A 25,560-nucleotide genomic window follows, 5' to 3' on the forward strand; every position below is an offset into this window, starting at 1 on the left:
CTCACACGTCCAGAAGCGGGCGGTGTTTGATATGCCGCGCGAAGACCTGCATGAACTGCGGATCGACGCGCGCACCCCATACGGCCAGCGAGTGGCCGACGATCCAGAGCACCACGCCGGGAATCCACAGTTGCAGGCCCAGCCCGACGGCGGCGGCTAGCGTGCCGTTGGCAATCGCCACGGTGCGCGGCGCACCGCCCAGCAGGATCGGCTCGGTCAGCGAGCGATGCAGCGGCACTTCAAAGCCCGGAAGATCGGTGGCCTTACTCATACGACGGCCCCTCCGGAGAAGCTGAAGAACGACAGGAAGAACGAGGACGCGGCGAACGCGATGGACAGGCCGAACACGATCTGGATCAGCTTGCGAAAGCCGCCGCTGGTATCACCGAACGCCAGCGCAAGCCCCGTCGAGATGATGATGATCACCGCCACGATCCGGGCGACTGGCCCTTGGATGGATTCGAGGATGGAGGTCAGCGGCCCTTCCCACGGCATCGAGGAACCGGCGGCCTGCGCCGTGCCCGCCAGCAACAGCATCAGCGCGGCCAGCAGCAGCCCTTGCCCTGCGGGACGGGCCAGGTGGCGCAGCCGCGCCATGCTGGACAGGCGAGAAATAGGATTTACGGAAAGACGGAAAGCATCAACGTGCGTCATGGCAGTTCTCCAGGTTGGTCAGGGGTCGAGGAAGGCGCAGCGGCAGCGGCTGCAAGAGGAACCGGCGGCAGCTCGGGAAACGGCGTTTCCAGCGCATCTGTCAGGCGATAGCCCGCACCGTCGAAGCCGACGACACGGGAGATGGTTTCGACGTGACGTTTGCGGCCACGGCCTGCGATGTGAATCACCACGTTGACCGCCTCGGCGATCAGGGCGCGGGGCGGATTCACTGCCACTTCGAGGATCAGTTGCTCCAGACGCAGCAGTGCGCCCAAGGCGGAGCCGGCATGGATGGTGGCAATGCCGCCGGGGTGGCCGGTGCCCCAGACCTTCACCAAGTCCAGGGCTTCGCCGCCACGCACTTCGCCGACGATCACGCGGTCAGGCCGCAGGCGCATCGTGGCCCGCACCAGCTCGGTCATTGTGACGACGCCGGCGCGGGTGCGCAGCGGCACATGGTCGCGGGCCGCGCATTGCAGCTCGATGGTGTCTTCGAGCACCAGCACGCGGTCGCCTGTGGCGGCGATCTCGGCCAGCAGCGCGTTCGCCAGCGTGGTCTTGCCGGTGCTGGTGCCGCCGGCGATCAGGATGTTCTGCCGCTCGCGCACGGCGCGGCGCAGGAACTCGGCCTGCCCGGCGGTCAGGATGCCGTCGGCCACGTAGCGATCCAGGCCGATGATGCTCACGGCCCGCTTGCGTAGCGCGAAGGCTGGCCCCGGGGCGGCCGGAGGCAGGATGCCCTCGAAACGCTCGCCGGTTTCCGGCAACTCGGCGGTCAAGAGCGGCTGGCCGCGATGCACCTCCGCGCCGACATGCGCGGCGACCAGGCGGATGATGCGTTCACCATCGGCCTCGGGCATCTCCACGCCCAGCGGCGAGCGACCCGACGACAGCCGATCCACCCACAGGGTGCGATCGGGGTTGAGCATGATTTCCACAACATCCGGATCTTCGAGCGCAGCGGCGATCAGCGGCCCCATCGCCGTGCGCAGCATCTGGATGCGGCGATCCTGGGACGCCGCGGCGGATGAGCGAGATTCAGGCGGAATCTGCGGAACGGCACTCATGACGCACGCTCTGCAGCTCGCTCATCGGCGGACGCCATCGCTGCTGCGTCATCCATCCGCATCGGATCGGGGTGCAGTTCCTCCACCACGTCGCGCACCAGACTGCGGCCACGCAGCAGGTGGCGACCCAACTGCTCGACGAACTGCTCGAAGCGCGCTTTGCCCTGGGCGCGGGCCGCGTCCTTGTGGGCTTCTGGCACCGGCGTGCTGATGGTCAAGAAATAGCGGATGAACAGCGCCAGCGTTTCGATCTGGATGTTCTGGTCGCGCTCCATGCGTTCGGTCTGCCGCGACAGTCGATCCAGCCGCTTGGCAATGGCGGCCTCACGCTGGTCGCCCGCATCGGGTGACAGCCAGGACGCCAAGGCCGCTGCGACGATGGAGGACTTGGACACGCCTTTCTTGGCGGCAAGTTCATCCAGGCGCTTGGCGTGCTCGGGCTGGATGAAAAGATTGAGGCGGTATTGGCTCATAGGTCGATTCCGTCGTTGGGGTCGAGAGAAGCCAGCCGGGCCGTGCGCTGCATGGCCGGGTCGAGCTGGCCGGGAAGCGGGAGCGCCAGGTCGTCGTCATCGAGCAGCTCCAGGTCGTTCGCACACGCGTCCAACTCGGGCTCGTAGGCGACGGTTTCGGAGAGTTCGAGCTGGCGGCGCGGGCCGCCGTCATCGGTGCCGCCCGGACCATCGGCGGATACCGAGGTCGGCGCCGTAGGTACGGCCGGGATCGCCAAGCCGCTCCAGTCGTCGGGGCGGGCTGGCGGCGCGTCGGCGTACCTCCCGACTGCGAGCACGGGCGGTGGCAGGACGCGATCCTTGAAATTGGCGTCGACGTAGTAACGCAGCTTCTTCGCGCGGATCGGGGCAACGCTGGACACCATGACTACGGCGTCCTCAGGTGGAAGCTGCATCACCTCGCCGGGCGTCAGCAGCGGACGTGCAGTTTCCTGACGCGACACCATCAGGTGCCCCAGCCACGGAGCGAGGCGGTGGCCCGCGTAGTTGCGCTGCGCGCGAAGCTCGGTGGCGGTGCCGAGGGTTTCGGAAATCCTTTTCGCCGTCCTTTCGTCGTTGGTGGCGAAAGTCACCCGGACATGGCAGTTGTCGAGGATGGAATGGTTCTGCCCATACGCCTTGTCGATCTGGTTCAGGCTTTGAGCGATGAGAAAGCTGCGGATGCCGTAGCCGGCCATGAAGGCAAGCGCGGACTCGAAAAAATCGAGGCGACCCAGCGCCGGAAACTCGTCCAGCATCAGCAGCAGCTTGTGCCGGCGCGCGATGCCATCGCTGCCGTCGAGCGATTCGGTCAGCCGCCGCCCGATCTGGTTCAAGATGAGCCGGATCAGCGGCTTGGTGCGGCTTATGTCGGAGGGCGGCACCACCAGATAGAGCGATACCGGGTGCTCGGCGGAAATCAGGTCGGCGATGCGCCAATCGCAGCGCGATGTGACTTCGGCCACGGTCGGGTCGCGGTACAGGCCGAGAAACGACATGGCGGTGGAGAGCACGCCCGATCGCTCGTTGTCCGACTTGTTGAGCACTTCGCGGGCAGCGGATGCGACAACCGGGTGAGGCGCATCGCCCAGGTGCTTCGTCGTCATCATCCGGTGCAGCGTCAGCTCGAACGGACACGCCGGGTCGCTGAGGAAGTTGGCGACGCCGCGCAGCGTCTTGTCCTCGCCTGCGTACAGAACATGCAAGATTGCACCGACCAGTAGCGCGTGGCTGGTCTTCTCCCAATGATTGCGCTTCTCTAACGCACCTTCAGGGTCAACCAGAATGTCGGCGATGTTCTGCACGTCGCGCACTTCATGTGCGCCGCGCCGGACTTCAAGCAGCGGGTTGTAGGCGGCCGACTGCCTATCGGTGGGGTTGAAAAGCAGGCAGTGCGAAAAGCGCGAACGCCAGCCCGCCGTGATCTTCCAGTTCTCTCCCTTAATGTCGTGAATGACGGCGGACGCCGGCCACGAAAGCAACGTAGGCACCACCAAGCCCACGCCCTTGCCCGAGCGCGTGGGTGCGAAGCTCAGGACATGTTCCGGCCCCTCATGTCGGAGGTATTGGTCGTCGTGTTGGCCGAGGAAGACGCCCGCCGGGAGGGTCAGTCCAGCTTTGCGGATGTCGACGGCATCGGCCCAGCGTGCCGAACCATAAGTCGTAACCAGCCGCGACTGCCGAGAACGCCATACCGACATGGCGATGGCGACGAGTAAAGCGAACAAACCGCTACCACCCGCAATCGCACCGCCTGTGTCGAAGACGTGCGGCGCGTAGGCATCAAAGAAGAACCACCATTCGAACAAGCGCCACGGGTGATAAACCGGTACACCTAGAAGATCGAACCAGGGCGATCCGAGGCGTACTTGATAGCCAAGGGTCGCTGCTGTCCATTGTGTGGCGCCCCAGACGCCGGCGATCACGATGCCGATTACCACAGCGATCTGGCCGAACAGAACGTTCGTCCCTTGCATGACCTGTCCTCCGATTTCTCCTGCGCTGGTGTCTCATTGAAAGCGTTGCACAGGGGGTGTCGCAGGCGTCAGGATCGGTTCTGGGCTAGTGCCGGTCAAAGACCGTTCGCAGCACAATGGTCGAGGGAAAAGAAAGAATGAGCGCGGTGGCGAGTCAAAGAAAAGCGCCGCAAGCGAAAGCGCACTGCGGCGCATACAGAGTTCCAAGCAAGTTACCCAAAAAAAGCCGTCAATGGGCCTTGCTTCCACTCATAGGCAATATTTAGATATCATGAAAAACGATGATATTTAAGATTGGAATAAAAATGAAAAATATCAAGAGTATGGATCTCAACTTGCTCAAGGCGCTGGACGCATTGTTAGACGAACGCAATGTGACACGGGCGGCGGCCCGTCTGGGACTAACCCAGCCGGCCTTGAGTGGCATGCTGACGCGGTTGCGCGAGAGCTTCGGTGACCCGCTTTTCGCGCGCTCGCAGCGGGGTATCGTTCCAACGCAGCGGGCGCTGGATCTAGGGATGCCTGTCAAGCAGGTGCTCGCCGAAATCGACGCGCTGCTCCAGCCACCTTCCTTCAATCCGGCCACCGCACAACTGACCTTCTCCATCGCCGCGACGGACTATGCGCTGCGTGCCGTTGCTGTCCCATTTCTATCGGCACTTAAACGGCACGCACCGCGTGTACGAGTCTCATTAGTGCCAGTCGAGAGCGGGCAGCTACAGAACCAGCTTGAGCGCGGTCAGATCGATTTAGCCCTCCTGACGCCAGAGATCACTCCGCCAAATCTGCATGCCCGAGAGCTGTTCAAGGAACACTATGTGTGTGTCCTGCGGGAAGACCATCCTGCGGCTATGGGGCGCAAGCTGACCGTTAAACAGTTCTGTGCTCTCGACCATGCGCTTGTTTCCTACGATGGTGGAGGTTTCCGCGGCGTCACCGACGATGCGCTAGAACAGTTGGGCAAACGACGCAGCGTCACACTGTCGGTCAAGAGCTTTCTGATCTTGCCAGACATCCTGCGTGCCAGTGACATGGTTGCGATCTTGCCGAGCCGCTTGGTCGCCGGTATGGACAAGCTGGCTATCTCCCTGCCGCCGGTGAAGATACCGGGGTTCACCAAGACGGCTGCTTGGCACGAACGCACCCATCACGATCCAGCACATCGCTGGATACGAGCACTGCTGTTCACTTCCTGTGCTAACAACAAGTAGGCAAGATCGCTCCTATCGTCATGCTCAGCACAACTCTACCTCGCACTACAAATAAGCAATCAGTCGGCTCAATTGGAGACGCGCCCTTTCGTAGCGCCGCTGCGAGATAGCCTAGTCGGTGGATGGCAGAACCTAGGCCTTGATATCATATTTTATGATATCAAAAATAGAAACTTAGGATTTCACTTATTGCAGATGGAGGCTCATGATTTGCTCCATGACCACTTGAATGACGCAGCCACCCCTGTTGCGTCATCGACATTTTGTGAAGGAGCTTCGATATGAGCAAGCAACAGAACGCCATCCTCTGGCCCGAAGGCTACACGCCGGGCTTTACTGAGAATTTCGCCTCCAATGAGATCATCGCCGCCGGCTTGAGCGCGGCCGACGTATGGCCTCTACTCGTCACACCATCGCTGTGGCCAAGCTACTACGCCAACTCGGCTAACGTGTGCTTTCATGACGGCAAAGGCCCGGTACTGGCCGACGGCGATCGGTTTTACTTCGAGACCTTCGGCTTCCCGGTAGAGGGGCAGTGCAACGAATACGTGCCACCTGCGGATGGGCAACCCGGCCGCGTGGCCTGGCACGGCTGGTCCGGCGAGGAAGGCACAGATACGCGCCTGGATGTGCATCACGCCTGGCTGGTTGAGAACCTGGACGGCAGGCGCGTGCGCATCCTCACGCAGGAAACTCAGAAGGGCAAACCGGCCGAGGAGCTGCACAACGCCAAACCCAACCCGATGATCAACGGCCATCAGGACTGGCTCGACAGCTTGGTCGAGGCAGCGCGCAAAGCCAAGCAGGCGTAGTGGTCTCCGGCCGCTTGATCCCAAGCGTCTGAACGGAGAAAACCATGATGAGAACTCCCCTCAGGATTCTGCTGGTCCTGACTTCGCAGGCAACGATGGGCGACGAACTGCTCAACCGCGAATGGTTCCGCAGTCGGACCGAAGCGAAGGTGCTGATCGAACGTTGGCGACAGTTCTACAACGAGCAGCGGCCGCATAGCGCGCATGCTTACAAACCGCCGGCGACGATCCGGCGCAACTGGATCCAATCCGATAGCATCCCCTCCGAACTCACTGCCTGACTGGCTACAAAGTTCGTACTCAGGTCACCTTGGCGCAGGCACTGAAGGTGGAGCCACCCGGAATGGGTGCTCCCACCGCCTTACGCGCACTGGCTCGAACTCTCCCGAGGCGCCGGCAAGCTCGTCACATAGCGACTAGAGAGAGGAGGTGACCGTACGAGTTCCCAGCGCCCGATCCACTCTGGGAGCTGGGTCGCCTAGCGACTACGCTACCAATGGAGCTAGCGATCAACTCGATAACTTGAGCGTGATAACGCCCAGGATGATCAACGCCACGCCAAGGTATCGCATCAGGGAGGTTGGGTCGCCATAGAAATGAATTCCGACTAAGAAAGTTCCCGCCGCTCCGATACCCGTCCACACCGCATAAGCAGTCCCAATCGGTATCTGACGCTGAGCAAGCCATAGGAAGGCGCCGCTAATTGTCATGAAAGAGACGGCTACTGCGACCCCACTCCAACGCGATGTTGGCTCTTGCGCCATTTTCAGCCCGACCGGCCATCCGATTTCAAACAATCCAGCCAAAACAAGATAGATCCAACCCATTGCGATTCTCCTTCAAATTTTTCATATCCGGCATACATACTCCGGCATGACCACCAGCTTAGAACTTCGGCGGCTCTTTAGGCGTGGTGTGGGGCACATCGCCATCTTCGTAAAAGCGCTTTCGCGTAGCCTCGGCAACCCGGTTACATAGTTGGTCGCCCAGCATTGGTCGATCCAACTTGCATTGCTTGCGCAACTCTTTCAGACGCTCAGGATTGAGCGCTAATTCATCGACTGTCGGAAGGTTGGCTTTATCTGGTTTCCCAGATGGGCTGCAGGCTGCCAATGTCGAGGAAAGCAATATGAGAGCAATCTTCTTCATGGTTAATTTTCTTTGGGAGATTGTGTGATGGTTTACCGCCGACCTTTGGCATCTGGAGATTTGATCGAATGAACGCGTTCCATGAAGCGAGTCAGCATTTCTGACGGCTCGCTGGCCGGCCGTAGTAGATAGGTCGTGAGCATTGGCGAACGTCCAGTCAGCGGCCGTGCGACCACCCCCTGTTCCCTGCTGGCTGTGATATGCGCGCCTCCTGTGAGGCCTAGTGCAAGTCCCGCCGAAACCAGGACCATCATTAGATCGCTGGAAGTCACGCGTTCGGCAATCAGTGGCTCTATGTCCACGCGACGTAGCACCCGTTCAACTTGCCGAGCATGGCCCTCACACGCCACCGCGTCGCAGAGCACCAGCGGATACCGCAACAGCTCTTCTAGGGGAATCTGTTTGTGGGATAGCAAGGGGTGCCGTGCGGGCACAGCTACCATCAGAGGGTCACTCCACACCGGCACGGCGATGATGCCTTCGCCGACTTCATCCGATTGAGCGAAGCCGAGATCGTACAGTTCGCCACACAATCCCTTGATTTGCTGTGCCAAAGGCACCTCGAAGAAGCGAACTTCCACTTCCGGCTCTTCCTGCCGGCAGAGCGCCAACAACGCAGGCAGGCGCGATGGCGTGATTCCATCAGACAATGCAATACGGAGCTGGCAATGAAAGCCATTGGCTGCGGCGTTCACACTGTCGCGCGCCTGCTGCAAAGCTGCGAAGACACGCGGCACGCTCTCAAAGAAGAGCCTGCCCGCACGAGTCAAGCGGGTGCTCCGAGTGGTTCTCGCAAATAGCGCTACGCCCAACTCTTCCTCAAGTTCCTTGATGGCGCGCGACAGCGGCGATGTCTCTATGTGGAGGCGCTCTGCGGCTCGGGCAAAGTGCAGCTCCTCTGCCACCGCCAGAAAGTAGCGCAGGTGTCGAATTTCCATGTTCGCATTCCTCATCACTCAGGCCTCACCACCTTCGCCTTGCGTCACGCTATTTAGCTAGCCTTCGCAAGCTGCTCCAGCATGTTTCTGCGATCAAACAGGAGAGCCGGATAATGCTTTTGCCAGGACGCCCCATTGCATGGCTGTCTCGGCCCGCGTGCGGATCAGCGAAGCCTGCGCTGACAGCACCCCGGCCTCAGCCTCGGCCACCACCGTGGCGTCCACTTGTCCCGCCTCGAACAGACGTCGGCTGCGATCGAGCTGACGCTCCGCGACTGCGACACCCTCGGCCTGATGCTCCAGTGCTGCGTGCTGCGTATGCCAACCGAGATATGCGTTCTCTACGTCCTGCAAAGCACTCAACAAAGTGCGCTCGAACTCCGCACGGGCAGCTCGGCTGCGCGCCTCTCCGGTCTCGATGCCGGCACGGATCGCGCCACCATCGAAGATCGGCAACGACACCCCGGCCCCAAGTGAAAAAATGTTTCCAGTGATGCGGGTTCCCACACTCTCTACGCGCTGCCGTCCGCCGCTCAGGTCCAACACCAGCCTGGGGAAGCGTTCGCCTTCGGCTGCGTTCCAGCGCGCGGTTTCGGCGGCGAACTTCGCTTCGGCGGCGCGCACGTCGGGCCGCTCACTCAGCAGGTCCGCAGGTATGCGTGTCGGTGTCCAGTCCGGGACGGCGAGCGACGCAAGAGTTGGGGAAGCTGCAGGCGCTCCGGGCGTTTGTCCCACTAGTACATCGAGTGCATGCGTCGCCTCGCCGCGCGCACGCCGCAGTTGCTCTTGCTCCACGCGCAGTGCGACGACGCCGGCGCGGGTACGCTCGATGTCGAAGCCGGTAGCTTGTCCGGCCTCGAACTTCCGTTGCATCAGCAAGACGAGTCGTTCTGCGGATGCCAGCCGCGCCGCGGCTAGCGCTTCGAGCTCACTGGCTTGGCGCTGCTGCACAGCCGCCGACACTGTTTCAAACGCGACCTGCCACCGCGTGGCAACCCACGCTTGTTCGGCTGCCACCGCATCCAGGCGCGCACCTTCTGCTGCCTGCGAAAGCCGTCCCGACAGGTCTGCCTCCCACGATGCGGACAACGTGGCGCGGCCATCATTGCCGATTGCAACGTTCTCTGAATAGTCGCGTCCTCGAGTTGCCTGCGTGCCCGCGGACAACGAGGGGAGCAGGGAGGCCCGTGCTCGCCGCGTGGCGGCCGATGCCTCGTCCACGCGCGCTCGCGCAATCGTCAGTTCGGTATTGCGCTCCAGCGCCGCCCGGACCAAGGCATTGAGGTGCGGATCGCCGTAGGCCGTCCACCAATCGACGGGAAGAGTACGGCGGGACGATTTGTCCAAGATGCCTTCACCTCCCTCTTCATTTGAGAAATGGGCCGGTACATCCAGGCGAGGTGGATCGGCAGAGTGCGGGGCATGGCTGCAGGCCGCAAGAAGCAGTAGCGGAGAAATCATGGCAATGAGGCGATAGCGTTCAAGAATTTGAGACATGGCAGCTCCTTGCGCTCCGAAAAAGTCTTGACGGACTGTTGTATGGCTTCTACTATACCGTCTGGACTGTATATGACTCAAGCTTTTTTGGAGCACGACCATGCCGCCCCGCGCGAAAACAAAGTTGCCCCCCCCGTCCACTGCCCATAGCAGCGCCGATGCGCAGCCCGGCCTCCAGCAAGGAGCCCAGCGAACTCGCGACCGCATCCTGCAGGCCGCCCGCGAACTGGTGCTGGAGGAAGGTGCCAGTCGCTTGACACTGGACGCCGTCGTTGTGCGGGCCGGGTTGAGCAAAGGGGCGTTTCTCTATCACTTCAAGACCAAACGCGATTTGTTCGTGACACTGATCGACGAGATGATCCGGGCGTTCGACGCGGTACAAGCCAATCACGAGCGCAGGTTTGCCGGAGATCCGGACCCCTGGCTGTCGAGCCAGGTGGAAGCGATGCCCGACGACGAGATGCAGAAGATGGGCGCAGCGCTGCTCGCGGCAGCTGCGGAAGATCCAACACTTCTCGACCCACTGCGCGAGTGGTACCGCGTGCAGTACGAACGCGTGCGTCGATCCCCGCGTGGCACCGAGACCGCGGCACTCATCATGCTGGCATTGGATGGCGCCCTGTTCGCCGATCTTCTGGGTTTGCCAATACTCGCACCCGCAGAGCGGCGGCATTTCTTTCGGGCGCTCCAGGATCTCGCCTCGGGCCATCTCGAACTTGTCCCGGCAAAAGGACGCACATGAGTCGCGTCCGTAGCGGTGTCATGACCGCGTGCGCACCGCGCTCCTTGGCGGTTGCTTGCACACTATCCATTTCGACTCTGCTCTCAGGGTGCGGAAACTCGCAATCCACCGTATCCGAGCCTCCGCGCGCAGTGAAGCTCGCCGCCGCGCAGTCGGATCTCCCGCATAGCTCTCGCATCGAATTGACTGGCTCGGCGCGAGCAACCGAGCGCAGCATCCTAGGATTTGAAACAGGAGGACGGATCGCCAAGTTGAACGTCGACGTGGGTGAACGGTTCTCCCGCGGCCAAGTCCTGGCAGAACTTGATGCGCAACCTGACCGGCTTCGCGTGACACAAGCGCAAGCATCCCTGGCGGCCGCCGAAGCCGGCCTGATGGATCGACGTGTACAGACAGATCAACAGCGCCGGTTGCTCGAAAGCGAAGTCATCTCCCCTGCTGCGTTCGAGAGCGCGAAGGCGCAGCTAGCGGTCGCAGAGGGTCAAGCGCGCACTGCCAAGGCGGCGCTTGGCCTGGCCGAACGAGCACAACGTGGCACGATGATCGTCGCTCCTTTCGATGGTGTCGTGGCGGAAAAGCTGGCTTTGGCGTTCACCGACATTGCTGCTGGTGCGCCGGTATTTCAGGTCGACGGCGTGCGCAGTGGCACTGAGATCATCGCGAACGCGTCTACTACACAGGCACCTCACATAGATGTCGGCCAACGCGCAGAACTGAGCTGGAGCGGAGCCGAACAACCAATCCGAGCGGTGGTACGTCGTGTCGGTCTGCGCGCCGAAAATGGCTCGCTCCTACCCGTGGTGCTAGTGCCTGAAGATAACGCGCAAGCGCGCGCACTTCGGCCAGGTATTCCCGTACAGGTCGTGCTCGACGCACCTGCGGCAACCTCCAAGACCTCTCGGCCCGAGACTGTATCCATACCTTATGCCTCGCTGGTGCTCGGCACGAAGCCGGGCGAGGCTTCCGTCTTCGTCTACACCCCTGAAGATAAGAAGGTGCACCGTCGCGCGGTGCGCTTCACGCCGGTACAGGAAGGAGACAGCGCGCGCGTCCTCGCTGGACTCAAGCCCGGCGAGACGGTGGTTGCCGCCGGAGGAGGATGGCTCACCGATGGACAGCCAGTGACACCACTGGAAGCCACCACTCAATTGACCAAGCGCTAACGCGATCCACCAGGTTACTTCATCATGAAGATCACCGAGATGGCGCTGCGCGCCAGTCGACTTACCTACTTTGTAGCGCTCATCATTTTCGTCGCCGGCATCGCGACCTTCCTGAATTTTCCTTCTCAGGAGGAGCCGACTGTCACGGTCCGCGATGCGATGGTCACGGCGTTGAACCCGGGGCTGCCCGCCGAACGCGTTGAGCAACTCATTGCCCGGCCGATCGAGGAGCGCTTGCGCGAACTGGCAGAGGTCAAGCGCGTGACGAGCACCGTGCGCGCAGGCAGCGCCATGATCCAGGTCACGATCTGGGACCGCTACACCGACTTGGCACCGATCTGGCAGCGCGTCCGGGCCAAGGTCGCCGATTCGAAGGATGCCTTACCACAGAGCACGATGGGGCCTTTCGTCGACGAAGACTTCGGCCGCGTCGCGGTTGCCTCGATTGCGGTCACTGCACCAGGTTACTCCATGAGCGAGATGCGCGTCGCGCTCAAGCAGATGCGCGACCGCCTGTACACCGTGCCTGGTATTGAGCGCATCACTTTCTACGGCCTGCAGGAAGAGCGCGTCTATCTCGAATTCGATCGGCCTAGGCTCGCGCGATTGGAGCTGACACCACAGGGGGTGATCGACCAACTCGTCAAACAGAACGTCGTCGCTTCGGGTGGACAAATTGTTGTCGGCGGCATCAATGCAACCTTGGCGGTCAGTGGCGAAGTGCGTGACGCTCCCTCCCTGCGAGCAATGCCGATCGCGCTGCCACGACCGCAAAGTAGTACGGCGCCCGTGCCGACGATCGCATTGGGTGAACTGGCGCAGGTGAGTGTGCGGCCAGCCGATCCGCCGGAATCTGCTGCCATCTACAAAGGCCAGCCCGCTGTCGTCATGGCGGTTTCGATGGCCTCCGGTCAGAACGTGGAGCAGTTCGGAAAAGCGCTCAAAGCACGGGTTGCAGACCAGGAGAAGCTGCTGCCGGCGGGTTTCGATCTGTCATACGTCACTTTCCAGGCCGATGTCGTCAAGCACGAGATGGGCAAAATGAACCACGTCATGATGGAGACGATCATCGTCGTCCTCGGTGTCGTCGTGCTATTTCTCGGTTGGCGCACCGGGATCATCGTGGGCATGATCGTGCCGTTGACGATCCTCAGTGCACTCATCGTCATGCGCGCGATGAACATCGAGCTTCAGAACGTCTCGATGGGCGCCATCATCATTGCGCTCGGCTTGTTGGTGGACAACGGCATTGTGATTGCCGAAGACATCGAACGCCGCCTGGCCGGTGGCGAAGATCGTAAGCATGCCTGCCTCGAGGCGGGCCGCACGCTCGCCATTCCGCTGCTCACGTCCTCGCTCGTGATCGTGATCGTGTTCTCGCCGTTCTTTTTTGGCCAGAACGCCACGAGCGAGTATCTGCACAATCTCGTGGTCGTGCTGGCACTGACGTTGTTCGCTTCGTGGCTGCTGTGCCTGACTGTCACGCCCCTATTGTGCTACCACTTCGCCAAACCCCATCACAAGCAGGAGCAGGGCGACGCCTATGACACCCGCTTCTACCGTGGCTACCGGCGCGTACTGGAGTGGGTGCTCCACCATAAGGCGGTCTATGTAGCGTCGATGATCGCGGCGCTTGCCATTGCGCTGTATGGCTTCACCACCCTGCCGTACGATTTCATGCCCAAGTCCGACCGGCTTCAGTTCCAGATTCCGGTGCAGCTCGCCCCCGGTACCGACTCGCGCGAAACGCTCGCCCGCGTGAAGCAGATCAGTGGTTGGCTGGGCGACACGAACATCAATCCAGAAGTCTCCGATCACATCGGCTACGTCGCCGATGGTGGCCCGCGCTTCATCCTTAGCCTGAATCCACCACTGCCGGCATCGAACATCGCGTACTTCGTTGTCACATTGAAGCCGAAGAGCGACATCGACGCCGTCCTCGCCCGCACCCGCAGCTACTTTGCGCAAGCACATGGCGACGTGCGCGCCGAGCCCAAGCGTTTCTCGCTCGGTGCGACCGAGTCAGGGACTGCCATTTATCGCGTCAGCGGTCCGGATGAGGAGGTATTGTTGGGGGCCGCGTCCAAAATCGAAGCAGCGCTGCGCAAGCTGCCCGGCACCATCAACGTCAAGAACGATTGGGATACGCGCGTTGGCCGCATCGACGTACGGGTCGACCAGGACCGCGCGCGTCGGGCGGGCGTGACGACTGAAGACATCGCTGGCGGGCTGGATGTCCGCTACAGCGGCAGATCGATCTCGGTTATTCGCGACGGTGACACCTCCGTCCCGATCGTCCTGCGCAGTATCGTAAGCGAGCGTCGCAGCACGGCAGACGTAGGCGCGACGCTCATCTATCCCACCAACGGCGGTCCAGCGGTGACGCTGGCTCAGGTCGCAGACGTATCGCTCGCGAGCGAGCCCTCGGTCATCCAACGGCGCAATCTCATCCGCACGATCACCGTGCAAGGACAGAACACCTCTTACACCGCCCAGGAGATCATCAACCGCCTGGCGCCTAGCGTCGCTGCCCTGGACCTGCCCGCGGGCTACTCGGTTGAACTTGGCGGCGAGATCGAGGAAGCCGCCGAATCGAACGCCGCGCTGTCGACCTACATGCCCCTCGCATTTCTGGCGATGCTGATGCTGTTCGTATGGCAGTTCAATTCTTTCCGCAAGCTCGGTGTGATCCTCGCGACGATCCCTTTCACGCTTATCGGCGTGGTATTGGCTCTGAAGCTGACCGGCACACCTTTCAGCTTCATGGCGACCTTCGGCGTACTGGCCCTGTTCGGGATCATTGTCAACAACGCCGTGCTCTTGCTGGAACGCATCGACCAGGGGCTAGCGGAAGGCCTGCCACGCCATGAAGCCTTGGTTGGGGCCGCGATACAACGGCTTCGTCCAATCGTGATGACCAAGGTCACCTGCATTTCGGGACTGGTGCCACTCATGCTCTTCTCCGGACCATTATGGAAAGGGATGGCGATCGCGATGATCGGTGGGCTGGCACTCGGAACGCTGGTGACGTTGGGCTTGATTCCGCTGCTTTACGAAGTCCTGTTTGGAATCAAGCGAATTGGGCCGTGGAACCTGAGTGTCGCCACCGCGCATGGAGATCGCTCATGAGTCTCTTGCGAGCCGCCGCGTGCTGCGCATTCTCAGAATTCGTATGCACCCACGCTTCATGCGTATGTCTCGCTAGGCTTATGCGATTCAGCACCCATCCGCTGATCTGGAAATCCTGGTCGATTGTCATTGCCGCAGGGGTTCTAGGAGCGGGCTATCCACTGGGCCTGCGGGCCATCACGGCGGGCGGTCCGATGCGCTGGGTCGGCCTCTGTGTGGCAGTGACGTGCATGGCGGCCAGCGGCGCACTTTTGTGGTTCGCGCTCAAGCGGATTCCGATCAGCGCGGCCTCTGCAGCCTGGGCAGGAATCGGGCTACTTGGAAACTTGGGCGTCGGCGCCCTCCTACTAGGCGATGTCGCATCGGTAACGCGCTGGTCTGGCACCGCCCTCATCGCAGCAGGCATTGCCTGTCTTAGTTTCGTTTGATCAAGGAGACCCATTATGAAGAGCAAAACTGCATTGATCCGCGGCGGCATCTTTTTTTGCGTAGCAGGCGCGCTCTCTGGATGCGCGACCAACAGCATGACGCGCTCCGGATTTCTCGGCGACTACGAGAAGTTATCGCCGACACGATACGAGAACGTACTGATGTACCGCGCAGCGGGATTCGAGCCCAAGCGTTATGCCGCTGTCGTGGTGGAAGAAGCGCAGATCAAGACCGCCTCGGGTCGCATCGATGGGCTCGATGACGCGCAGCAGCGCGAAGTGCTAGACCATGTGACGAGCGAACTGAAACGCCAGGAAGGCAAAAGTCCCGCCCCCCCAGGTGGCGCGGGACAGGTTCGGGTGCGTGTAGCGGTCACCGAACTGCAGACACCGAATCGGGCAGTCAATGCAATGACGACCCTGCTGGTTGGACCCGTGACGACGGGTGGTGCCAGCCTAGAGTTCGAAGCAGTCGATTTAAGGACGGGACGCCGGGTTGCTGCCGCCAGTTGCTTCGAGCGCGGCAACGTCATTAAAGAGTTCGCCGGTTCGTACACATTGCTGGGTCATGCCAAAGCGGCGATCACGAACTGCATCGAGCGCATCGACAGCGCTTGGCGGGACACGCAGCCATGAGCAACGCTTCACAGGCTTGGCTCCGGCAGGATGCCATGGTCGGCGGTGATCACAAATGGCTGGCGGGTGGCGACTGGACGATAGAGCACTACGCCAGTCTGGCAAAATCCGTGTCCGCCGCCCGCATCAGTCATGCCGAGGGGTACGCCACTCCCTTACTCGACTGGACGCAAGTCCAGAGACTGGACACCGCCGGCGCGGCTCTGCTGGTGGAAATTCTCGGGCCAGACTCGATACTCGACCGGCCGGAGGCAGCTCCAAATCTGTCCTCGGATCGCCTCGCCCTAATGAGAGCGCTGGCCGCCGCTGCTACCGATCAGCAGAAGACGGAGAAAGCAGCGGTGAGCGGGAATCCTCTGCTCCGCGGTCTGGGACGCATAGGCCTGACCTTGGAACAGGGCTGTCGTGCGTGTCTTGGTCTGGCCGGGTTCGTGGGCCAGATCATCGAAACATGGAGCCGTACCGTTCGTCACCCGCGTCGCTGGCGCGCGACCTCGGTGATCGCTCAAATCCAGCGATCAGCGGTGGACGCCATTCCCATCGTGGCGCTACTGAGCTTCATGGTAGGAATGGTGGTGGCGTTCCTGGGAGCAACGGTGCTGGCCAACTTCGGTGCGAGCATCTTCTCGGTGCATCTGGTCGCCTTCTCGTTCATGCGCGAGTTCGGAGTGCTGCTCCCGGCCATATTGATTGCAGGCCGTACCGCAAGCGCGTACACCGCCCAAATCGGTTCGATGAAGGCAAATGAAGAGATCGATGCGCTTCGCTCCAACGCGCTCGACCCCATCGAGTTACTGGTGCTGCCACGCGTGCTGGCGCTTCTTGTGTCCTTGCCACTGCTCACCTTAGTAGGCATCTTGGCTGGCATTGCGGGCGGCGCCACCGTATGCGCACTGAGCTTGGAAATTCCTCCCGCACAGTTCCTTGCCATCGTGCAGGAAAAAATCGAGGTGCGCCATTTTCTTGTCGGAATGAGCAAGTCCCCGCTCTTCGCGGTGATGATCGCCGCTATCGGCTGCCATGAAGGGTTCAAGGTCGCCGGTAGCGCTGAGTCGGTAGGCGACCACACGACGTCTAGTGTCGTGCAATCAATCTTCATGGTGATCCTGATAGACGCCATCGCTGCACTGTTCTTCATGGAGATGGGCTGGTGAGCGCGGTGAAGCAAGACACCGACAACGGTGTGCGACACGCTATTGAAGTGCGCGGCCTGGACAACAGGTTTGGAACCCAGCAGGTCCATCAGGACCTAGACCTGGACGTGCGGCGCGGGGAAATCCTTGGCGTGGTGGGAGGGTCAGGCACCGGGAAATCCGTGCTCTTGCGTAGCGTCGTCGGGCTGCAGAAGCCGCATTCGGGCGTGGTCCGTATCGGGGGGCGCGACCTACTGCGAGCCCAATGGCTTGCGCGCGCGCGTATGGAGCGAAGGTTCGGCATTCTGTTCCAGAAGGGCGCGTTGTATTCATCGCTGACCGTCTTGGAGAACGTCGCTCTTCCTTTGATCGAGCATGTCGGTCTGGCGCGGCCTCTTGCCGAGCGTTTGGCAAGAAGCAAGCTGGGCTTGGTGGGGTTGCCTGCCGGAGCGGGAGACAAGTATCCGGCCTCGTTGTCCGGAGGCATGGTGAAACGAGCAGCACTGGCGAGAGCCTTGGCGCTTGATGCGAACATCCTGTTTCTTGACGAACCCACCGCAGGACTGGATCCAATCGGGGCTGCATCTTTCGACCAATTGATTCTGACCCTGCGCAATGCACTGGGCCTCACGGTGTTTCTGGTAACCCACGACCTCGATACGCTGTACACCATATGCGACCGTGTCGCGGTCCTGGCGAACCAGAAGGTACTCATCAACGACGGCATCGAGGCAGTCGAGCGCTTCAAGCACCCGTGGATACAGGAATACTTTCACGGCCCCCGTGGCCGTGCGGCCGCACAGGCCACTGGTGCTTCCAGCCAAGAGACGCAGCCATGAAACCCCTCCGCATCTGCATCATTCTTCCGTCGCGCACGCATTGGGCTGGGCGCACGCAATATTTAAACTCTGAGAACGAGGTGGTCTGATCATGGAACCACGTGCCCATCATGTATTCATTGGTCTGTTCGTCGTGCTGCTCGGTGCGATTGGTATTGGCTTCGCGCTTTGGCTCAGCGACACACGTTCCGACCACGATTACCAGTATTACCGGATTATGTTCGATGAGCCAGTGACCGGGCTTACGCCCGGCAGCCAGGTTCAGTACAGCGGAATCACGATTGGCGAAGTCGTTGCACTTTCTCTTTCACCGCGAGACCCAAGGCGGGCGATAGCGCGCGTACGCATCAATGCCACCATCCCGGTCCGGCAGGATACCCGCGCTGAATTGGTCATCACGGGAATTACCGGCAACGCGGTGATCGAGTTGAGCGACGGTGGGCCAAACGTGCCATTGCTGGATCGGAGAGAGGACGAGGAACCGTTGATCCTCGCACCACGTTCGGCGATGGCATCCCTGGTCTCCGGTGAGGGGAACAGCATGACGACACTCAACGGCATCTTGCTGCGCACGCAGGAGTTACTGTCGAAGGAGAATTTGGCTCTTGTGCACCGCAGTCTGGTGAATCTTGAACAGACCACGGGCGCGGTCGCTGACCAGAGGGCCGAGATCGCGACGTTAATCAGCAATCTGACCGAAGCAAGCAGAGAATCGACAGCTGCCGTGCGCCAAGCAAATAGCACTCTTCGCGATGCCAACCTGCTACTAAATAACGATGGTAAGCAAATCATGGTGAACACGCGTGATGCAACGGCATCCCTCGAACGCGCCGCTTTCAGGGTTGAGACGCTACTGCAAAACAATCAGGAATCGCTGAACCAGGGCTTGGCCGCCACAGGTCCTGCCATGCACGAACTCCAGCAGGCGCTGGCCAATCTAAACACCGTGCTGCGCCGACTGGATCGCAATCCGGCGCAATACCTGCTCGGTGGAGAGAACATTGAGGAAACCAAGCCGTGAACACTTCCGCCAGGATGATTCCCGTCGCTGCCGTGACTATGACGCTAGTACTCGGCTTGTCCGCGTGCAGTGTGCTTCCCAAAGCAGCTCCAATGGTCACCTACAAATTGCCCGACTATCACATCGCCCAGGCGGAGAGTACGCCGCGCGCCGTTCCGGGACCCGGGGCGCTGCGCGTCTACGCCCCTGAGAGTAGTCGCGTCCTGGATTCGGAGCGGCTGTTCATTGCGCAGCCCGATGGTCGCTTGTCGGCTTGGCAAGGAGTGCGTTGGGCCGACCCCGCACCGGTGCTGCTGCGTGACCGAATCGTCGAAGCCTTCATGCGCGATGGGCGGTCGACTTCCGTGATTACCGATAGCACCCCAATGAGCGCCGATATGGAGTTGCGCAGTACGCTGCGGGCGTTCCAGCTCGAATACCGCGGCACTGAAGCGATCGCCGCGGTTCGGCTCGATGTGCAACTGGTCGATCCGGCCAAACGGACTGCTATTGCCAGTAGACGCTTCGAAGCAATCCAAGCCACAGGCAGCAAGCGAGAGGCCGATGTGGTGAGCGCGTTCGGTGTCGCCACGGATATATTGGCCGGGCAGATCGTTGAATGGGCAGTTCAGGTCGGGGCAGCGCGTTTGCGAGTTGCACCGGAATTGGCAAGCAACCATGCACCCACAGCGTCGTCGATAAGCACAGACTAGTCGTCTTAACGGAGCACAGAAGCTAGGGCCAAAACGCTGCTCGACACCTTAACTCGGTACGACAGCCTACGGCCCCGATCCAATCCCAGGACCTCTTTGCCGTCCAACCTCCCATGACACACCGCCGCCGCGTACAGTCGCGGCGATCTGCTGCCCCAGTCGTGGCTCGATTATCGGCCGCCAAGGCACCAGACTGAATCCCATGCCGTCATCGAGCAGCGCATAGCGACCGCTGGCGAGCATGACCGAGCGCCGGTAGATGCCGGCTACGCGCTGCCCGTCTGTGACGTGCCGATGCTCCAATCCGCTATCGGCGGCAATGTGCTGGGCGGCCTGCGCCAGCTCCCGATTGCGCAGCGTTTCCAGCAGATTCCGGGAGAGAATCAGCCGCTGCCCGCGCCGCTGGGCCAGCCCCTGTTCTTCGAGGAAGTCGGCGCGCTGCTGCAAGGCTTGCCTAGCATCGCCGCCAAAGCCCAGGTCGCCCAGTCCCTTGCCGCCGCCGATCAACTGCTGATCCAGCCAGGTCGCGCCGATGACGCGGGCCTGCCGTTCAATCGGCAGATGCGATTTCAGTTCGACCGCCACGCCGCCCAGCCGCTGCGCGTCGTACTGGCGGCCACGCTCGGCCAAGTCGTCCGGCACCTTCCATAACCCCTCGGCCACGCGCTCCACGATGCCGGCCCGCCGTAGGGCTTCCAGCCGGCGGATATGGGCCGCCACAGCCTCTTGCGGGTCGCGGCCGGGCTTGGCTCGGCCTTGCTCGATCGCCAGGTGGTGATCGGTGCGGTACAGGCCATTGCTCGCCAGCGTGGCGATGTTCTTGTCGGCCGCCCGCACCTCGGCGGAACCGCGTACCTCCACCACCGCGCCGATGGGATAGTTCGCCAGCTCGTCGCGGGCGTCCAACGCGACGTAGTGGGCTTTGCCGTCCAACCCGTCGATGACCAGATAGCCGCGGTCGTGCAGCTCGTCGGCCAGACCCTTAGCAGCCACGCGACCGACGATAGTGCGGCCGTCGTCGCCCGGCTCGAACACCGCCAGCTCGCGAGGCTTGCCGCTCATGGCCCGCTGCATCGTTCGGATGATGTCGCCACGCTCGCCCAGGGCACGCAAGGTCTTCTCCGCGTCCGCATGGACGGCCCAGGTGCCGGGCTGCACCTCGTCGGCCAGGCCCAGGCGCTGCAAGTGTTGCAGGCGGCCGATCAGCAGCAGGCGCTGGCGTTGCAGCCGGGGTTCGTTGAAGCGTTCGATCTGCACCCGGCCATCCTCGCCGGCCTCGCGCTGCAACGTGCGGTCGAGGCTCGTCCACCGCTCTTGCTCCACCTCGCGCTGCAAGGTCTGCTGGATCTCCAGTTCGGTGCGCGGCCCCAGCCATTCCGTCGCCAGCTCGGCGGCGCGATGGCGGAAGCCGTGGGCGATGTAGTCGCCCGCGATGATGAGGTCTTTGCCGGTATCGTCGCGTCCGCGCACGATCAGGTGCGTGTGCGGGTTGTCGGTGTTCCAGTGATCGACCGCCACCCAATCCAGCCGCGTCCCCAGGTCGGCCTCCATCCGGTTCATCAGGTGCCGGGTGTAGGTGCGCAGGTCGTCCAGCTCCGCACTGTCTTCAGGTGAGACGATGAAGCGGAAATGATGTCGGTCGTCCTGGCAGCGTTCCTTGAAGGCATCGAGGTCGGCTTCGTCGGTCTGCGGCCCGTAGGCACGGCCCGGCTCGCCGTTCCGGCCGGCACCGTCGCGCTCGATGTAGCGCAGGTGCTTGGCGAGCGACTGCGGACTGGCGTTGCGCTGGTTGACCAGCAGCGTCTTGATGGTCACGCGCCGTGACATAGGGGGCAGCTTTGCGCCTGCGAAGCGCGCCGCCGTATGGCCGCGTCCAAGCCGTGAGCCGGGCCGCTGGCCGGCGTGCTGGCCGCTCCCGCCAGCGGTAGGACGGCGCACCGCCGACTTGCCGCCGCTGGCCTTGCCAGCCTGCTTGAGCACCTTGGAAACGAAGCTCTGGCCCTGGCCTTTGCCTCGGTTCTTCGGCGCGCCAGGGCGCACCCAGAAATCATGGTCGCCGCGGTCGGTCATGGCTGTGCTCCCTGCAAGCTCCGGCGTGTCCGAGCGTGCGAAGCACGCGGACATGCCTGCATCGGCGCGTGCCTCGCGCCCCACGCGGCACGGCGGCGAAGCCGCGCCGTGCCGCGCCACCCCCACGTGCAGACTGGCTTTGCGGGCGGCAGAGTGCCGAACCCTTTTGTCTTGCCTTCCGCCTTTGCCCCTCGCTCCCGCTCCGGGCATCGGCGGCCCGGCGGCGCTGCTGCACGAGCAGCCAGCCCGCCGGCGAACACGCCAATGGCCGCAGGCCAGGCGCGTTCGAGGCAAGACGCCTGCACGTTGGGCGGCTGCGCCGAAGGCAGCGCGAAGTGCGGTGCGAATGCACCCGCACTGCACGCGCGACGACACGGCGACGAACAGTAGAACGACATGCCCGATGGCACGATGAGAGGCGCGGCAAAGTGCAGCGAATCGGCGGCCATCATGGACGTGTCTCCAGCCAGATCGGATGCGCAACGCCGATCACGGCGAACGCGCTGACCGGCCCGAAATAGCGGCTGTCGAACGACGCCGGGTTGGTCGCGCTCAACAGGAACAGTTCGCCCGGTTGGAGACGGCGGCAAAGCTGCAAGGATGGCAGCGGCCGGCCCAGCCGGTCGGCAGGCAGGGCGGCGGCCACCGGCACGCCGTCGATGCGAACCTGGCCGGCGACGATGCAAACGTGTTGTGGCGCGACTGCGCCCACACGTTTGAGCAGCGGAACGCGGGTCGGCAGGTAGCCGCGCTGCGCAGCCAGCATGGCGGCCCTGTCGGGCAGCGGCATCAGCACGATGCTGTCCACGGACAGCGGACGTGGCCGCGAGGCGGTGCGCGGGTCGAACGGTTCGATGCGATACCAACCGACCGCCACGCTGTCGGACGGGTTGTAGGCCATTCGCGGCAGGGGCTGCACGAACGCCGCCCAGGCCAGCGCAGCGAGGCCGACGGTGGCGAAGCCTGCCAGCACGAGGCGAGCGCGCAGGCGCGAGCGAGGATGCGGCACGGGGCCGGTCGTGGAAATCGTGGTCATGGCAATGCCCTCCCGGCCAGCCAGGCGGCGTGCCGTTCTGCGGTGTATGTGGGTAGCGCCGAGCGCGCTGCGAGCCGGTTCGCGAGCGTGCGCCAGTACGCGGGCGATGTGTCTGCGGCTGCGATGCCCAGCGCCTCGATGCCGTCGATGCGTTCCAGCACGGCGCGCACGTTGGCATCGCCTTCGGCGTGCAGCAGCAGACGCGCGCCCGGCTGCACGCCGGGGATGCGCTGCACGGCGTCCAGCGGCGTGGCGGTCTGCATCACCATGAGCTGCCAGCGGATCGTGCCGTAGTCGTTGGCCTGCCAACGGATGCGGCACAGAACCGCGTTCGGCAGGAACACGGCGCAGCGCCGCCAGCGGTCGAGCTGGAGCGTGCGCGCCGGTTCGCCGAAGCGCAGGTAGAGCTTGAAGCGCGGTTCGATGTAGGCCAGCGCCACGCGCGTCAGCGGCACGTTGCCGGCCTGGCCGGCGAGTGTCGAAGGCGCCGGCGGCGGCGCAGCCGTGGGCGCACTTGCTTTGGGGGTGTGGGCGGTCGAAGCGGATGCGTTCACGGCGTGCCCTCCGGGGGAAACTCCCGCTCCAGCAGGTCGCGCAGCAGTTCGGCTACGGTCACGCCTCGCGTGAAGGCCGACACCTTGATGCGCGCCCGCATGGCGGGCGTGATGTCGAGCGTCAGTCGAGCGGTGTAGAGGTCGCCTTTCTGCACGGCATCTGCGTCGCCCTGGCGAATCCACGCTTCGGCGTGCGGATTCGCTGGGGGACGCGCACCGATGCCGACGCGCTTGCTGCGTGGTGGTGGCTTCCCAGTCATGTCGGCCACCGCAGCAGTTCGTCGGTGAGCGCGGCGATCTCGCGGGCAGCGGCGCTGTCGGGCGCGGTTTCGCGGGCGAGCCGGCCAGCGGCTACGCTGTCGGCAAAGACGATGCGCTGGTGGATCTCCGAGCGCAGCGCGGGCAGCGGCTGTTCGGCCAGCGATTGCCGTGCCTCCCTGCCGATGATGGTGGTGCTGACGCGCCGGTTGATGACGAAGGCCGCGCGCAGCGCTGGCCGGAACACCTGTGCTTCGCGGATCAGTGCGACCATCTCGGCAGAAGCCCATACGTCGTAGGGGCTGGGCTGCACGGGGATCAGCACGCGCTCGGCCGCCAGCAGCGCGGAACGCGCGAGGGCGGCGATGCGCGGCGGGCCGTCGATGATGATGTGATCGGCCCGCCTGGCGAGTTCTGGCGCTTCCTGATGCAGCGTTTCGCGGGCAAGGCCCACGGCGCTGAACAGACGGGGCAGGCCCTGCTGGCTACGCCGCTGCGTCCAGTCGAGCGATGACCCCTGCGGGTCGGCATCCAGCAGGATGACATGCAGGCCGCGCATCGCCAGTTCGCCGGCGATGTGCGTGGCGAGCGTGGTCTTGCCGACGCCGCCTTTCTGGTTGAGAAACGCGAAGATCATGGCGCGGCCCTCCGAGCTGGAAAGCCGGCCTGGCCGTGCCGTTTCGTGGTTGTCCACCGAAACGGCGCGCTTCTACTAAAAGTTATGTATTTCTTGTTAGGTAAGTTAGAGGGAACGCAAACCCGCGCCGTTGTTGGCTTTCCGGCGTTTTCGTACTCCTGATAGCACGAGGGTCGTACTCCTGATAGCACGATACCCGGTACTCCTGATAGCACGAGGCCGTCCACAGGTTCTCCCGCAGTTATCCCCGTGCCGCGTGCGGCACGGGCCGGAAGGTCAGCAGCTCGGTGTTGTCGTCCGGCATCCGCTCGATGCCGAGGACGTAGCCGGGCAACGACTGCCGCGCCACCAGGGCGCGCACGTCGTAGGCGAAGTCCGAGAAGCGGGCCGCGCTGCCGGATTTGCGGTACAGGTGTCGGAAGTCGAATTGCCAGCCGTGCTCCTGCCGCCCGCCATGCTTGCGCACCAGGCGGTACAGCCAGCGTTCGATACCGCCCTTCAAGCGGAAATAGGCCGGGTCGATGGTCAGCACCAGGGCGGCGTCGAGCACGCCGGCATAGAACCAGTCCGGCAAGATCAGCTCGATGCCCAGCGGGGTGCCGCTGGCGTCGGCGAGTTCCTTCCACTCGTTGATCCACGAGAAGCGATGCAAGCGCCTTCCCGTGGTTTCGCGGATGGACGTGGCCACCGTGGTCGATTGCAGCCGGTCGAGGGCGGCCTTCAGGCGCTGGTAGTCGTTGAGGGACGTGCCGCGCCCGATGAAGCGCAAAATCTCGTAAGGCGTGGCGCGTATCCAGCGCGACGGGCGCAGGCCCGCGTCGCGCGCCTCCACGATCTGCGAGGCGGCCCATATCAGCACGTCGGCATCCCATATCGTTGCGATGCCGTGCTCCTGCGTGCCTTCCACGCGAATGGTGACGTTCCCGCTGCGGAAGTCGATCGGCGCCGTGCGCCGCGACTTGGCAAGCGAGAAGAACGGAAAGGCCATCAAGTCCTGGGAATCGCGTGGCGCCATGTCGCCCGGCAGCGCGCGGAACAGATCGAGCTGTTCGCGCTGCGGCAAGGCTTGCCCTGGCGGGCTGGACATGGCGAAGGCCACCCACGCGCCGACGATCAGCGGCCATCACGGTAGTCGCCCGCGTGGCGCTCGGCGTATTCGGGATCGGACGTGGCCTCGTAGCTGCGCTGGTCGGCCCAGGCATCGAGGTCGGACACCGCGTACATGACGCGGCGGCCGAACTTGCGGAACTTGGGGCCGCCGCCGATCACCCGCTGCTTCTCCAGCGTGCGCGGCGACAGCCGCAGGTAGTCGGCGGCTTCGTCGTTTGTCAGGTAGCGTTGAGGCTGCGAGGTCGCAGTGACGGCAGCGGCGGCAGGCCGCGAGGGAGCAGGTCGCATGGGATGTACCTCCATCAAGCCCGGCCACA

The 25,560-nt window shown here is 62.9% G+C and carries 27 protein-coding genes and 1 pseudogene; 12 read left to right on the forward strand and 16 right to left on the reverse strand.

The genetic code is table 11. The features are described from left to right. Position 1: 1 nt before the first annotated feature. From N7607_RS04360 to N7607_RS04380, 5 genes are read right to left on the reverse strand one after another with little or no spacing between them, the layout of a single operon-like run. Positions 2-271: a VirB3 family type IV secretion system protein gene (locus N7607_RS04360; RefSeq protein ID WP_003092280.1), complete on the reverse strand. Its 270-nt coding sequence runs from the start codon at positions 269-271 to the stop codon at positions 2-4. After that, complete coding sequence (locus N7607_RS04365; protein ID WP_000150010.1) at positions 268-654, reverse strand: TrbC/VirB2 family protein; 387 nt, start codon at positions 652-654, stop codon at positions 268-270. Before N7607_RS04365 ends, N7607_RS04360 begins: the two co-directional genes overlap by 4 nt. Beyond that, a complete protein-coding gene (gene trbB / locus N7607_RS04370) occupies positions 651-1,721 on the reverse strand; it encodes a P-type conjugative transfer ATPase TrbB (RefSeq protein ID WP_023093367.1) in 1,071 nt (356 codons plus the stop codon). Before trbB ends, N7607_RS04365 begins: the two co-directional genes overlap by 4 nt. Beyond that, positions 1,718-2,194, reverse strand: a complete 477-nt coding sequence (locus N7607_RS04375) for a ribbon-helix-helix protein, CopG family (RefSeq protein ID WP_000085131.1) — start codon at positions 2,192-2,194, stop codon at positions 1,718-1,720. The genes trbB and N7607_RS04375 overlap by 4 nt, the downstream gene beginning before the upstream one ends. Continuing rightward, the gene (locus N7607_RS04380) at positions 2,191-4,188 is read right to left on the reverse strand and encodes an IncP-type conjugal transfer protein TraG (RefSeq protein ID WP_001163195.1); all 1,998 of its coding nucleotides are present in this window, start codon (positions 4,186-4,188) and stop codon (positions 2,191-2,193) included. The genes N7607_RS04375 and N7607_RS04380 overlap by 4 nt, the downstream gene beginning before the upstream one ends. Before the next feature lie 305 nt (positions 4,189-4,493). Between N7607_RS04380 and N7607_RS04385 the strand changes: the two genes are divergently transcribed. The 3 genes and pseudogenes from N7607_RS04385 to N7607_RS04395 all read left to right on the forward strand — a co-directional run. Further along, positions 4,494-5,399, forward strand: a complete 906-nt coding sequence (locus N7607_RS04385; RefSeq protein WP_023093368.1) for a LysR family transcriptional regulator — start codon at positions 4,494-4,496, stop codon at positions 5,397-5,399. Positions 5,400-5,680: 281 nt separating this feature from the next. Beyond that, positions 5,681-6,211, forward strand: a complete 531-nt coding sequence (locus N7607_RS04390) for a hypothetical protein (protein ID WP_000043569.1) — start codon at positions 5,681-5,683, stop codon at positions 6,209-6,211. Between the two features lie 95 nt (positions 6,212-6,306). Beyond that, positions 6,307-6,492 (forward strand): annotated as a pseudogene (locus N7607_RS04395) (integrase core domain-containing protein); the annotation flags it as partial. Positions 6,493-6,720: 228 nt separating this feature from the next. On the opposite strand, the gene N7607_RS04400 reads toward N7607_RS04395, so the two are convergent. The 4 genes from N7607_RS04400 to N7607_RS04415 all read right to left on the reverse strand — a co-directional run bounded on the left by N7607_RS04400 (position 6,721) and on the right by N7607_RS04415 (position 9,795). Next, positions 6,721-7,038: a multidrug efflux SMR transporter gene (locus N7607_RS04400; protein ID WP_000539741.1), complete on the reverse strand. Its 318-nt coding sequence runs from the start codon at positions 7,036-7,038 to the stop codon at positions 6,721-6,723. A 58-nt stretch (positions 7,039-7,096) separates the two neighbouring features. Further along, positions 7,097-7,360 carry an EexN family lipoprotein gene (locus N7607_RS04405; RefSeq protein WP_000717310.1) on the reverse strand — a complete coding sequence of 88 codons (264 nt, stop codon included), beginning with the start codon at positions 7,358-7,360 and terminating at the stop codon, positions 7,097-7,099. 32 nt (positions 7,361-7,392) lie between these two features. Continuing rightward, complete coding sequence (locus N7607_RS04410; protein WP_000405670.1) at positions 7,393-8,298, reverse strand: LysR family transcriptional regulator; 906 nt, start codon at positions 8,296-8,298, stop codon at positions 7,393-7,395. A 93-nt stretch (positions 8,299-8,391) separates the two neighbouring features. After that, entirely contained in the window at positions 8,392-9,795 is a 1,404-nt protein-coding gene (locus tag N7607_RS04415) for a TolC family protein (RefSeq protein ID WP_000078291.1), read from the reverse strand. 100 nt (positions 9,796-9,895) lie between these two features. Here N7607_RS04415 and N7607_RS04420 point away from each other — a divergent pair, with 100 nt between their 5' ends. The 9 genes from N7607_RS04420 (at position 9,896) to N7607_RS04460 (ending at position 19,578) form a co-directional block, all read left to right on the forward strand. Then, a complete protein-coding gene (locus N7607_RS04420; RefSeq protein ID WP_023093369.1) occupies positions 9,896-10,537 on the forward strand; it encodes a TetR/AcrR family transcriptional regulator in 642 nt (213 codons plus the stop codon). Positions 10,538-10,557: 20 nt separating this feature from the next. Further along, positions 10,558-11,700 (forward strand): efflux RND transporter periplasmic adaptor subunit, encoded by a 1,143-nt coding sequence (locus N7607_RS04425; protein WP_223294861.1) that lies wholly within the window; start codon positions 10,558-10,560, stop codon positions 11,698-11,700. Between the two features lie 24 nt (positions 11,701-11,724). Next, positions 11,725-14,829 (forward strand): efflux RND transporter permease subunit, encoded by a 3,105-nt coding sequence (locus N7607_RS04430; RefSeq protein WP_003092293.1) that lies wholly within the window; start codon positions 11,725-11,727, stop codon positions 14,827-14,829. An 80-nt stretch (positions 14,830-14,909) separates the two neighbouring features. Then, the gene (locus tag N7607_RS04435) at positions 14,910-15,257 is read left to right on the forward strand and encodes an SMR family transporter (protein WP_038421338.1); all 348 of its coding nucleotides are present in this window, start codon (positions 14,910-14,912) and stop codon (positions 15,255-15,257) included. A 15-nt stretch (positions 15,258-15,272) separates the two neighbouring features. Further along, positions 15,273-15,893, forward strand: coding sequence for a DUF3313 family protein (locus N7607_RS04440; RefSeq protein WP_000837791.1), 621 nt, complete (start codon positions 15,273-15,275; stop codon positions 15,891-15,893). Then, a complete protein-coding gene (locus tag N7607_RS04445; protein ID WP_000063629.1) occupies positions 15,890-17,047 on the forward strand; it encodes an ABC transporter permease in 1,158 nt (385 codons plus the stop codon). Before N7607_RS04440 ends, N7607_RS04445 begins: the two co-directional genes overlap by 4 nt. After that, a complete protein-coding gene (locus tag N7607_RS04450) occupies positions 17,044-17,865 on the forward strand; it encodes an ATP-binding cassette domain-containing protein (protein WP_023093371.1) in 822 nt (273 codons plus the stop codon). Before N7607_RS04445 ends, N7607_RS04450 begins: the two co-directional genes overlap by 4 nt. 91 nt (positions 17,866-17,956) lie before the next feature. Beyond that, complete coding sequence (locus N7607_RS04455; RefSeq protein ID WP_000433686.1) at positions 17,957-18,886, forward strand: MlaD family protein; 930 nt, start codon at positions 17,957-17,959, stop codon at positions 18,884-18,886. Positions 18,887-18,978: 92 nt separating this feature from the next. Then, on the forward strand, positions 18,979-19,578 hold the full coding sequence (locus N7607_RS04460; protein WP_003124411.1) for an ABC-type transport auxiliary lipoprotein family protein: 600 nt from the start codon (positions 18,979-18,981) through the stop codon (positions 19,576-19,578). Positions 19,579-19,644: 66 nt separating this feature from the next. Here N7607_RS04460 and N7607_RS04465 read toward each other — a convergent pair whose 3' ends face one another. The 7 genes from N7607_RS04465 to N7607_RS04495 form a co-directional block, all read right to left on the reverse strand. Further along, the gene (locus N7607_RS04465) at positions 19,645-21,648 is read right to left on the reverse strand and encodes a relaxase/mobilization nuclease and DUF3363 domain-containing protein (RefSeq protein ID WP_279864250.1); all 2,004 of its coding nucleotides are present in this window, start codon (positions 21,646-21,648) and stop codon (positions 19,645-19,647) included. A gap of 448 nt (positions 21,649-22,096) precedes the next feature. Further along, on the reverse strand, positions 22,097-22,684 hold the full coding sequence (locus N7607_RS04470; RefSeq protein ID WP_003092304.1) for a S26 family signal peptidase: 588 nt from the start codon (positions 22,682-22,684) through the stop codon (positions 22,097-22,099). After that, positions 22,681-23,238 carry a DUF2840 domain-containing protein gene (locus tag N7607_RS04475; RefSeq protein ID WP_023093372.1) on the reverse strand — a complete coding sequence of 186 codons (558 nt, stop codon included), beginning with the start codon at positions 23,236-23,238 and terminating at the stop codon, positions 22,681-22,683. Before N7607_RS04475 ends, N7607_RS04470 begins: the two co-directional genes overlap by 4 nt. Beyond that, positions 23,235-23,498 carry a hypothetical protein gene (locus N7607_RS04480; RefSeq protein ID WP_000147048.1) on the reverse strand — a complete coding sequence of 88 codons (264 nt, stop codon included), beginning with the start codon at positions 23,496-23,498 and terminating at the stop codon, positions 23,235-23,237. Before N7607_RS04480 ends, N7607_RS04475 begins: the two co-directional genes overlap by 4 nt. Continuing rightward, entirely contained in the window at positions 23,495-24,133 is a 639-nt protein-coding gene (gene parA / locus N7607_RS04485; protein WP_003092312.1) for a ParA family partition ATPase, read from the reverse strand. Before parA ends, N7607_RS04480 begins: the two co-directional genes overlap by 4 nt. A gap of 241 nt (positions 24,134-24,374) precedes the next feature. Next, positions 24,375-25,220, reverse strand: a complete 846-nt coding sequence (locus N7607_RS04490; protein ID WP_022652188.1) for a replication initiator protein A — start codon at positions 25,218-25,220, stop codon at positions 24,375-24,377. Positions 25,221-25,246: 26 nt separating this feature from the next. Continuing rightward, a complete protein-coding gene (locus tag N7607_RS04495; protein ID WP_001247107.1) occupies positions 25,247-25,531 on the reverse strand; it encodes a helix-turn-helix domain-containing protein in 285 nt (94 codons plus the stop codon). Positions 25,532-25,560: the final 29 nt, after the last annotated feature.

This window comes from Pseudomonas sp. GD04019 (assembly GCF_029837695.1).
Lineage (GTDB): Bacteria > Pseudomonadota > Gammaproteobacteria > Pseudomonadales > Pseudomonadaceae > Aquipseudomonas.

Coding starts and splice junctions, on each gene's coding strand:
- N7607_RS04360 (WP_003092280.1), bottom strand. CDS start 271: ATGAGTAAGGCCACCGATCTTCCGGGCTTTGAAGTGCCGCTGCATCGC.
- N7607_RS04365 (WP_000150010.1), bottom strand. CDS start 654: ATGACGCACGTTGATGCTTTCCGTCTTTCCGTAAATCCTATTTCTCGC.
- trbB (WP_023093367.1), bottom strand. CDS start 1,721: ATGAGTGCCGTTCCGCAGATTCCGCCTGAATCTCGCTCATCCGCCGCG.
- N7607_RS04375 (WP_000085131.1), bottom strand. CDS start 2,194: ATGAGCCAATACCGCCTCAATCTTTTCATCCAGCCCGAGCACGCCAAG.
- N7607_RS04380 (WP_001163195.1), bottom strand. CDS start 4,188: ATGCAAGGGACGAACGTTCTGTTCGGCCAGATCGCTGTGGTAATCGGC.
- N7607_RS04385 (WP_023093368.1), top strand. CDS start 4,494: ATGAAAAATATCAAGAGTATGGATCTCAACTTGCTCAAGGCGCTGGAC.
- N7607_RS04390 (WP_000043569.1), top strand. CDS start 5,681: ATGAGCAAGCAACAGAACGCCATCCTCTGGCCCGAAGGCTACACGCCG.
- N7607_RS04400 (WP_000539741.1), bottom strand. CDS start 7,038: ATGGGTTGGATCTATCTTGTTTTGGCTGGATTGTTTGAAATCGGATGG.
- N7607_RS04405 (WP_000717310.1), bottom strand. CDS start 7,360: ATGAAGAAGATTGCTCTCATATTGCTTTCCTCGACATTGGCAGCCTGC.
- N7607_RS04410 (WP_000405670.1), bottom strand. CDS start 8,298: ATGGAAATTCGACACCTGCGCTACTTTCTGGCGGTGGCAGAGGAGCTG.
- N7607_RS04415 (WP_000078291.1), bottom strand. CDS start 9,795: ATGTCTCAAATTCTTGAACGCTATCGCCTCATTGCCATGATTTCTCCG.
- N7607_RS04420 (WP_023093369.1), top strand. CDS start 9,896: ATGCCGCCCCGCGCGAAAACAAAGTTGCCCCCCCCGTCCACTGCCCAT.
- N7607_RS04425 (WP_223294861.1), top strand. CDS start 10,558: ATGACCGCGTGCGCACCGCGCTCCTTGGCGGTTGCTTGCACACTATCC.
- N7607_RS04430 (WP_003092293.1), top strand. CDS start 11,725: ATGAAGATCACCGAGATGGCGCTGCGCGCCAGTCGACTTACCTACTTT.
- N7607_RS04435 (WP_038421338.1), top strand. CDS start 14,910: ATGCGATTCAGCACCCATCCGCTGATCTGGAAATCCTGGTCGATTGTC.
- N7607_RS04440 (WP_000837791.1), top strand. CDS start 15,273: ATGAAGAGCAAAACTGCATTGATCCGCGGCGGCATCTTTTTTTGCGTA.
- N7607_RS04445 (WP_000063629.1), top strand. CDS start 15,890: ATGAGCAACGCTTCACAGGCTTGGCTCCGGCAGGATGCCATGGTCGGC.
- N7607_RS04455 (WP_000433686.1), top strand. CDS start 17,957: ATGGAACCACGTGCCCATCATGTATTCATTGGTCTGTTCGTCGTGCTG.
- N7607_RS04460 (WP_003124411.1), top strand. CDS start 18,979: ATGGTCACCTACAAATTGCCCGACTATCACATCGCCCAGGCGGAGAGT.
- N7607_RS04465 (WP_279864250.1), bottom strand. CDS start 21,648: ATGACCGACCGCGGCGACCATGATTTCTGGGTGCGCCCTGGCGCGCCG.
- N7607_RS04470 (WP_003092304.1), bottom strand. CDS start 22,684: ATGACCACGATTTCCACGACCGGCCCCGTGCCGCATCCTCGCTCGCGC.
- N7607_RS04480 (WP_000147048.1), bottom strand. CDS start 23,498: ATGACTGGGAAGCCACCACCACGCAGCAAGCGCGTCGGCATCGGTGCG.
- parA (WP_003092312.1), bottom strand. CDS start 24,133: ATGATCTTCGCGTTTCTCAACCAGAAAGGCGGCGTCGGCAAGACCACG.
- N7607_RS04490 (WP_022652188.1), bottom strand. CDS start 25,220: ATGTCCAGCCCGCCAGGGCAAGCCTTGCCGCAGCGCGAACAGCTCGAT.
- N7607_RS04495 (WP_001247107.1), bottom strand. CDS start 25,531: ATGCGACCTGCTCCCTCGCGGCCTGCCGCCGCTGCCGTCACTGCGACC.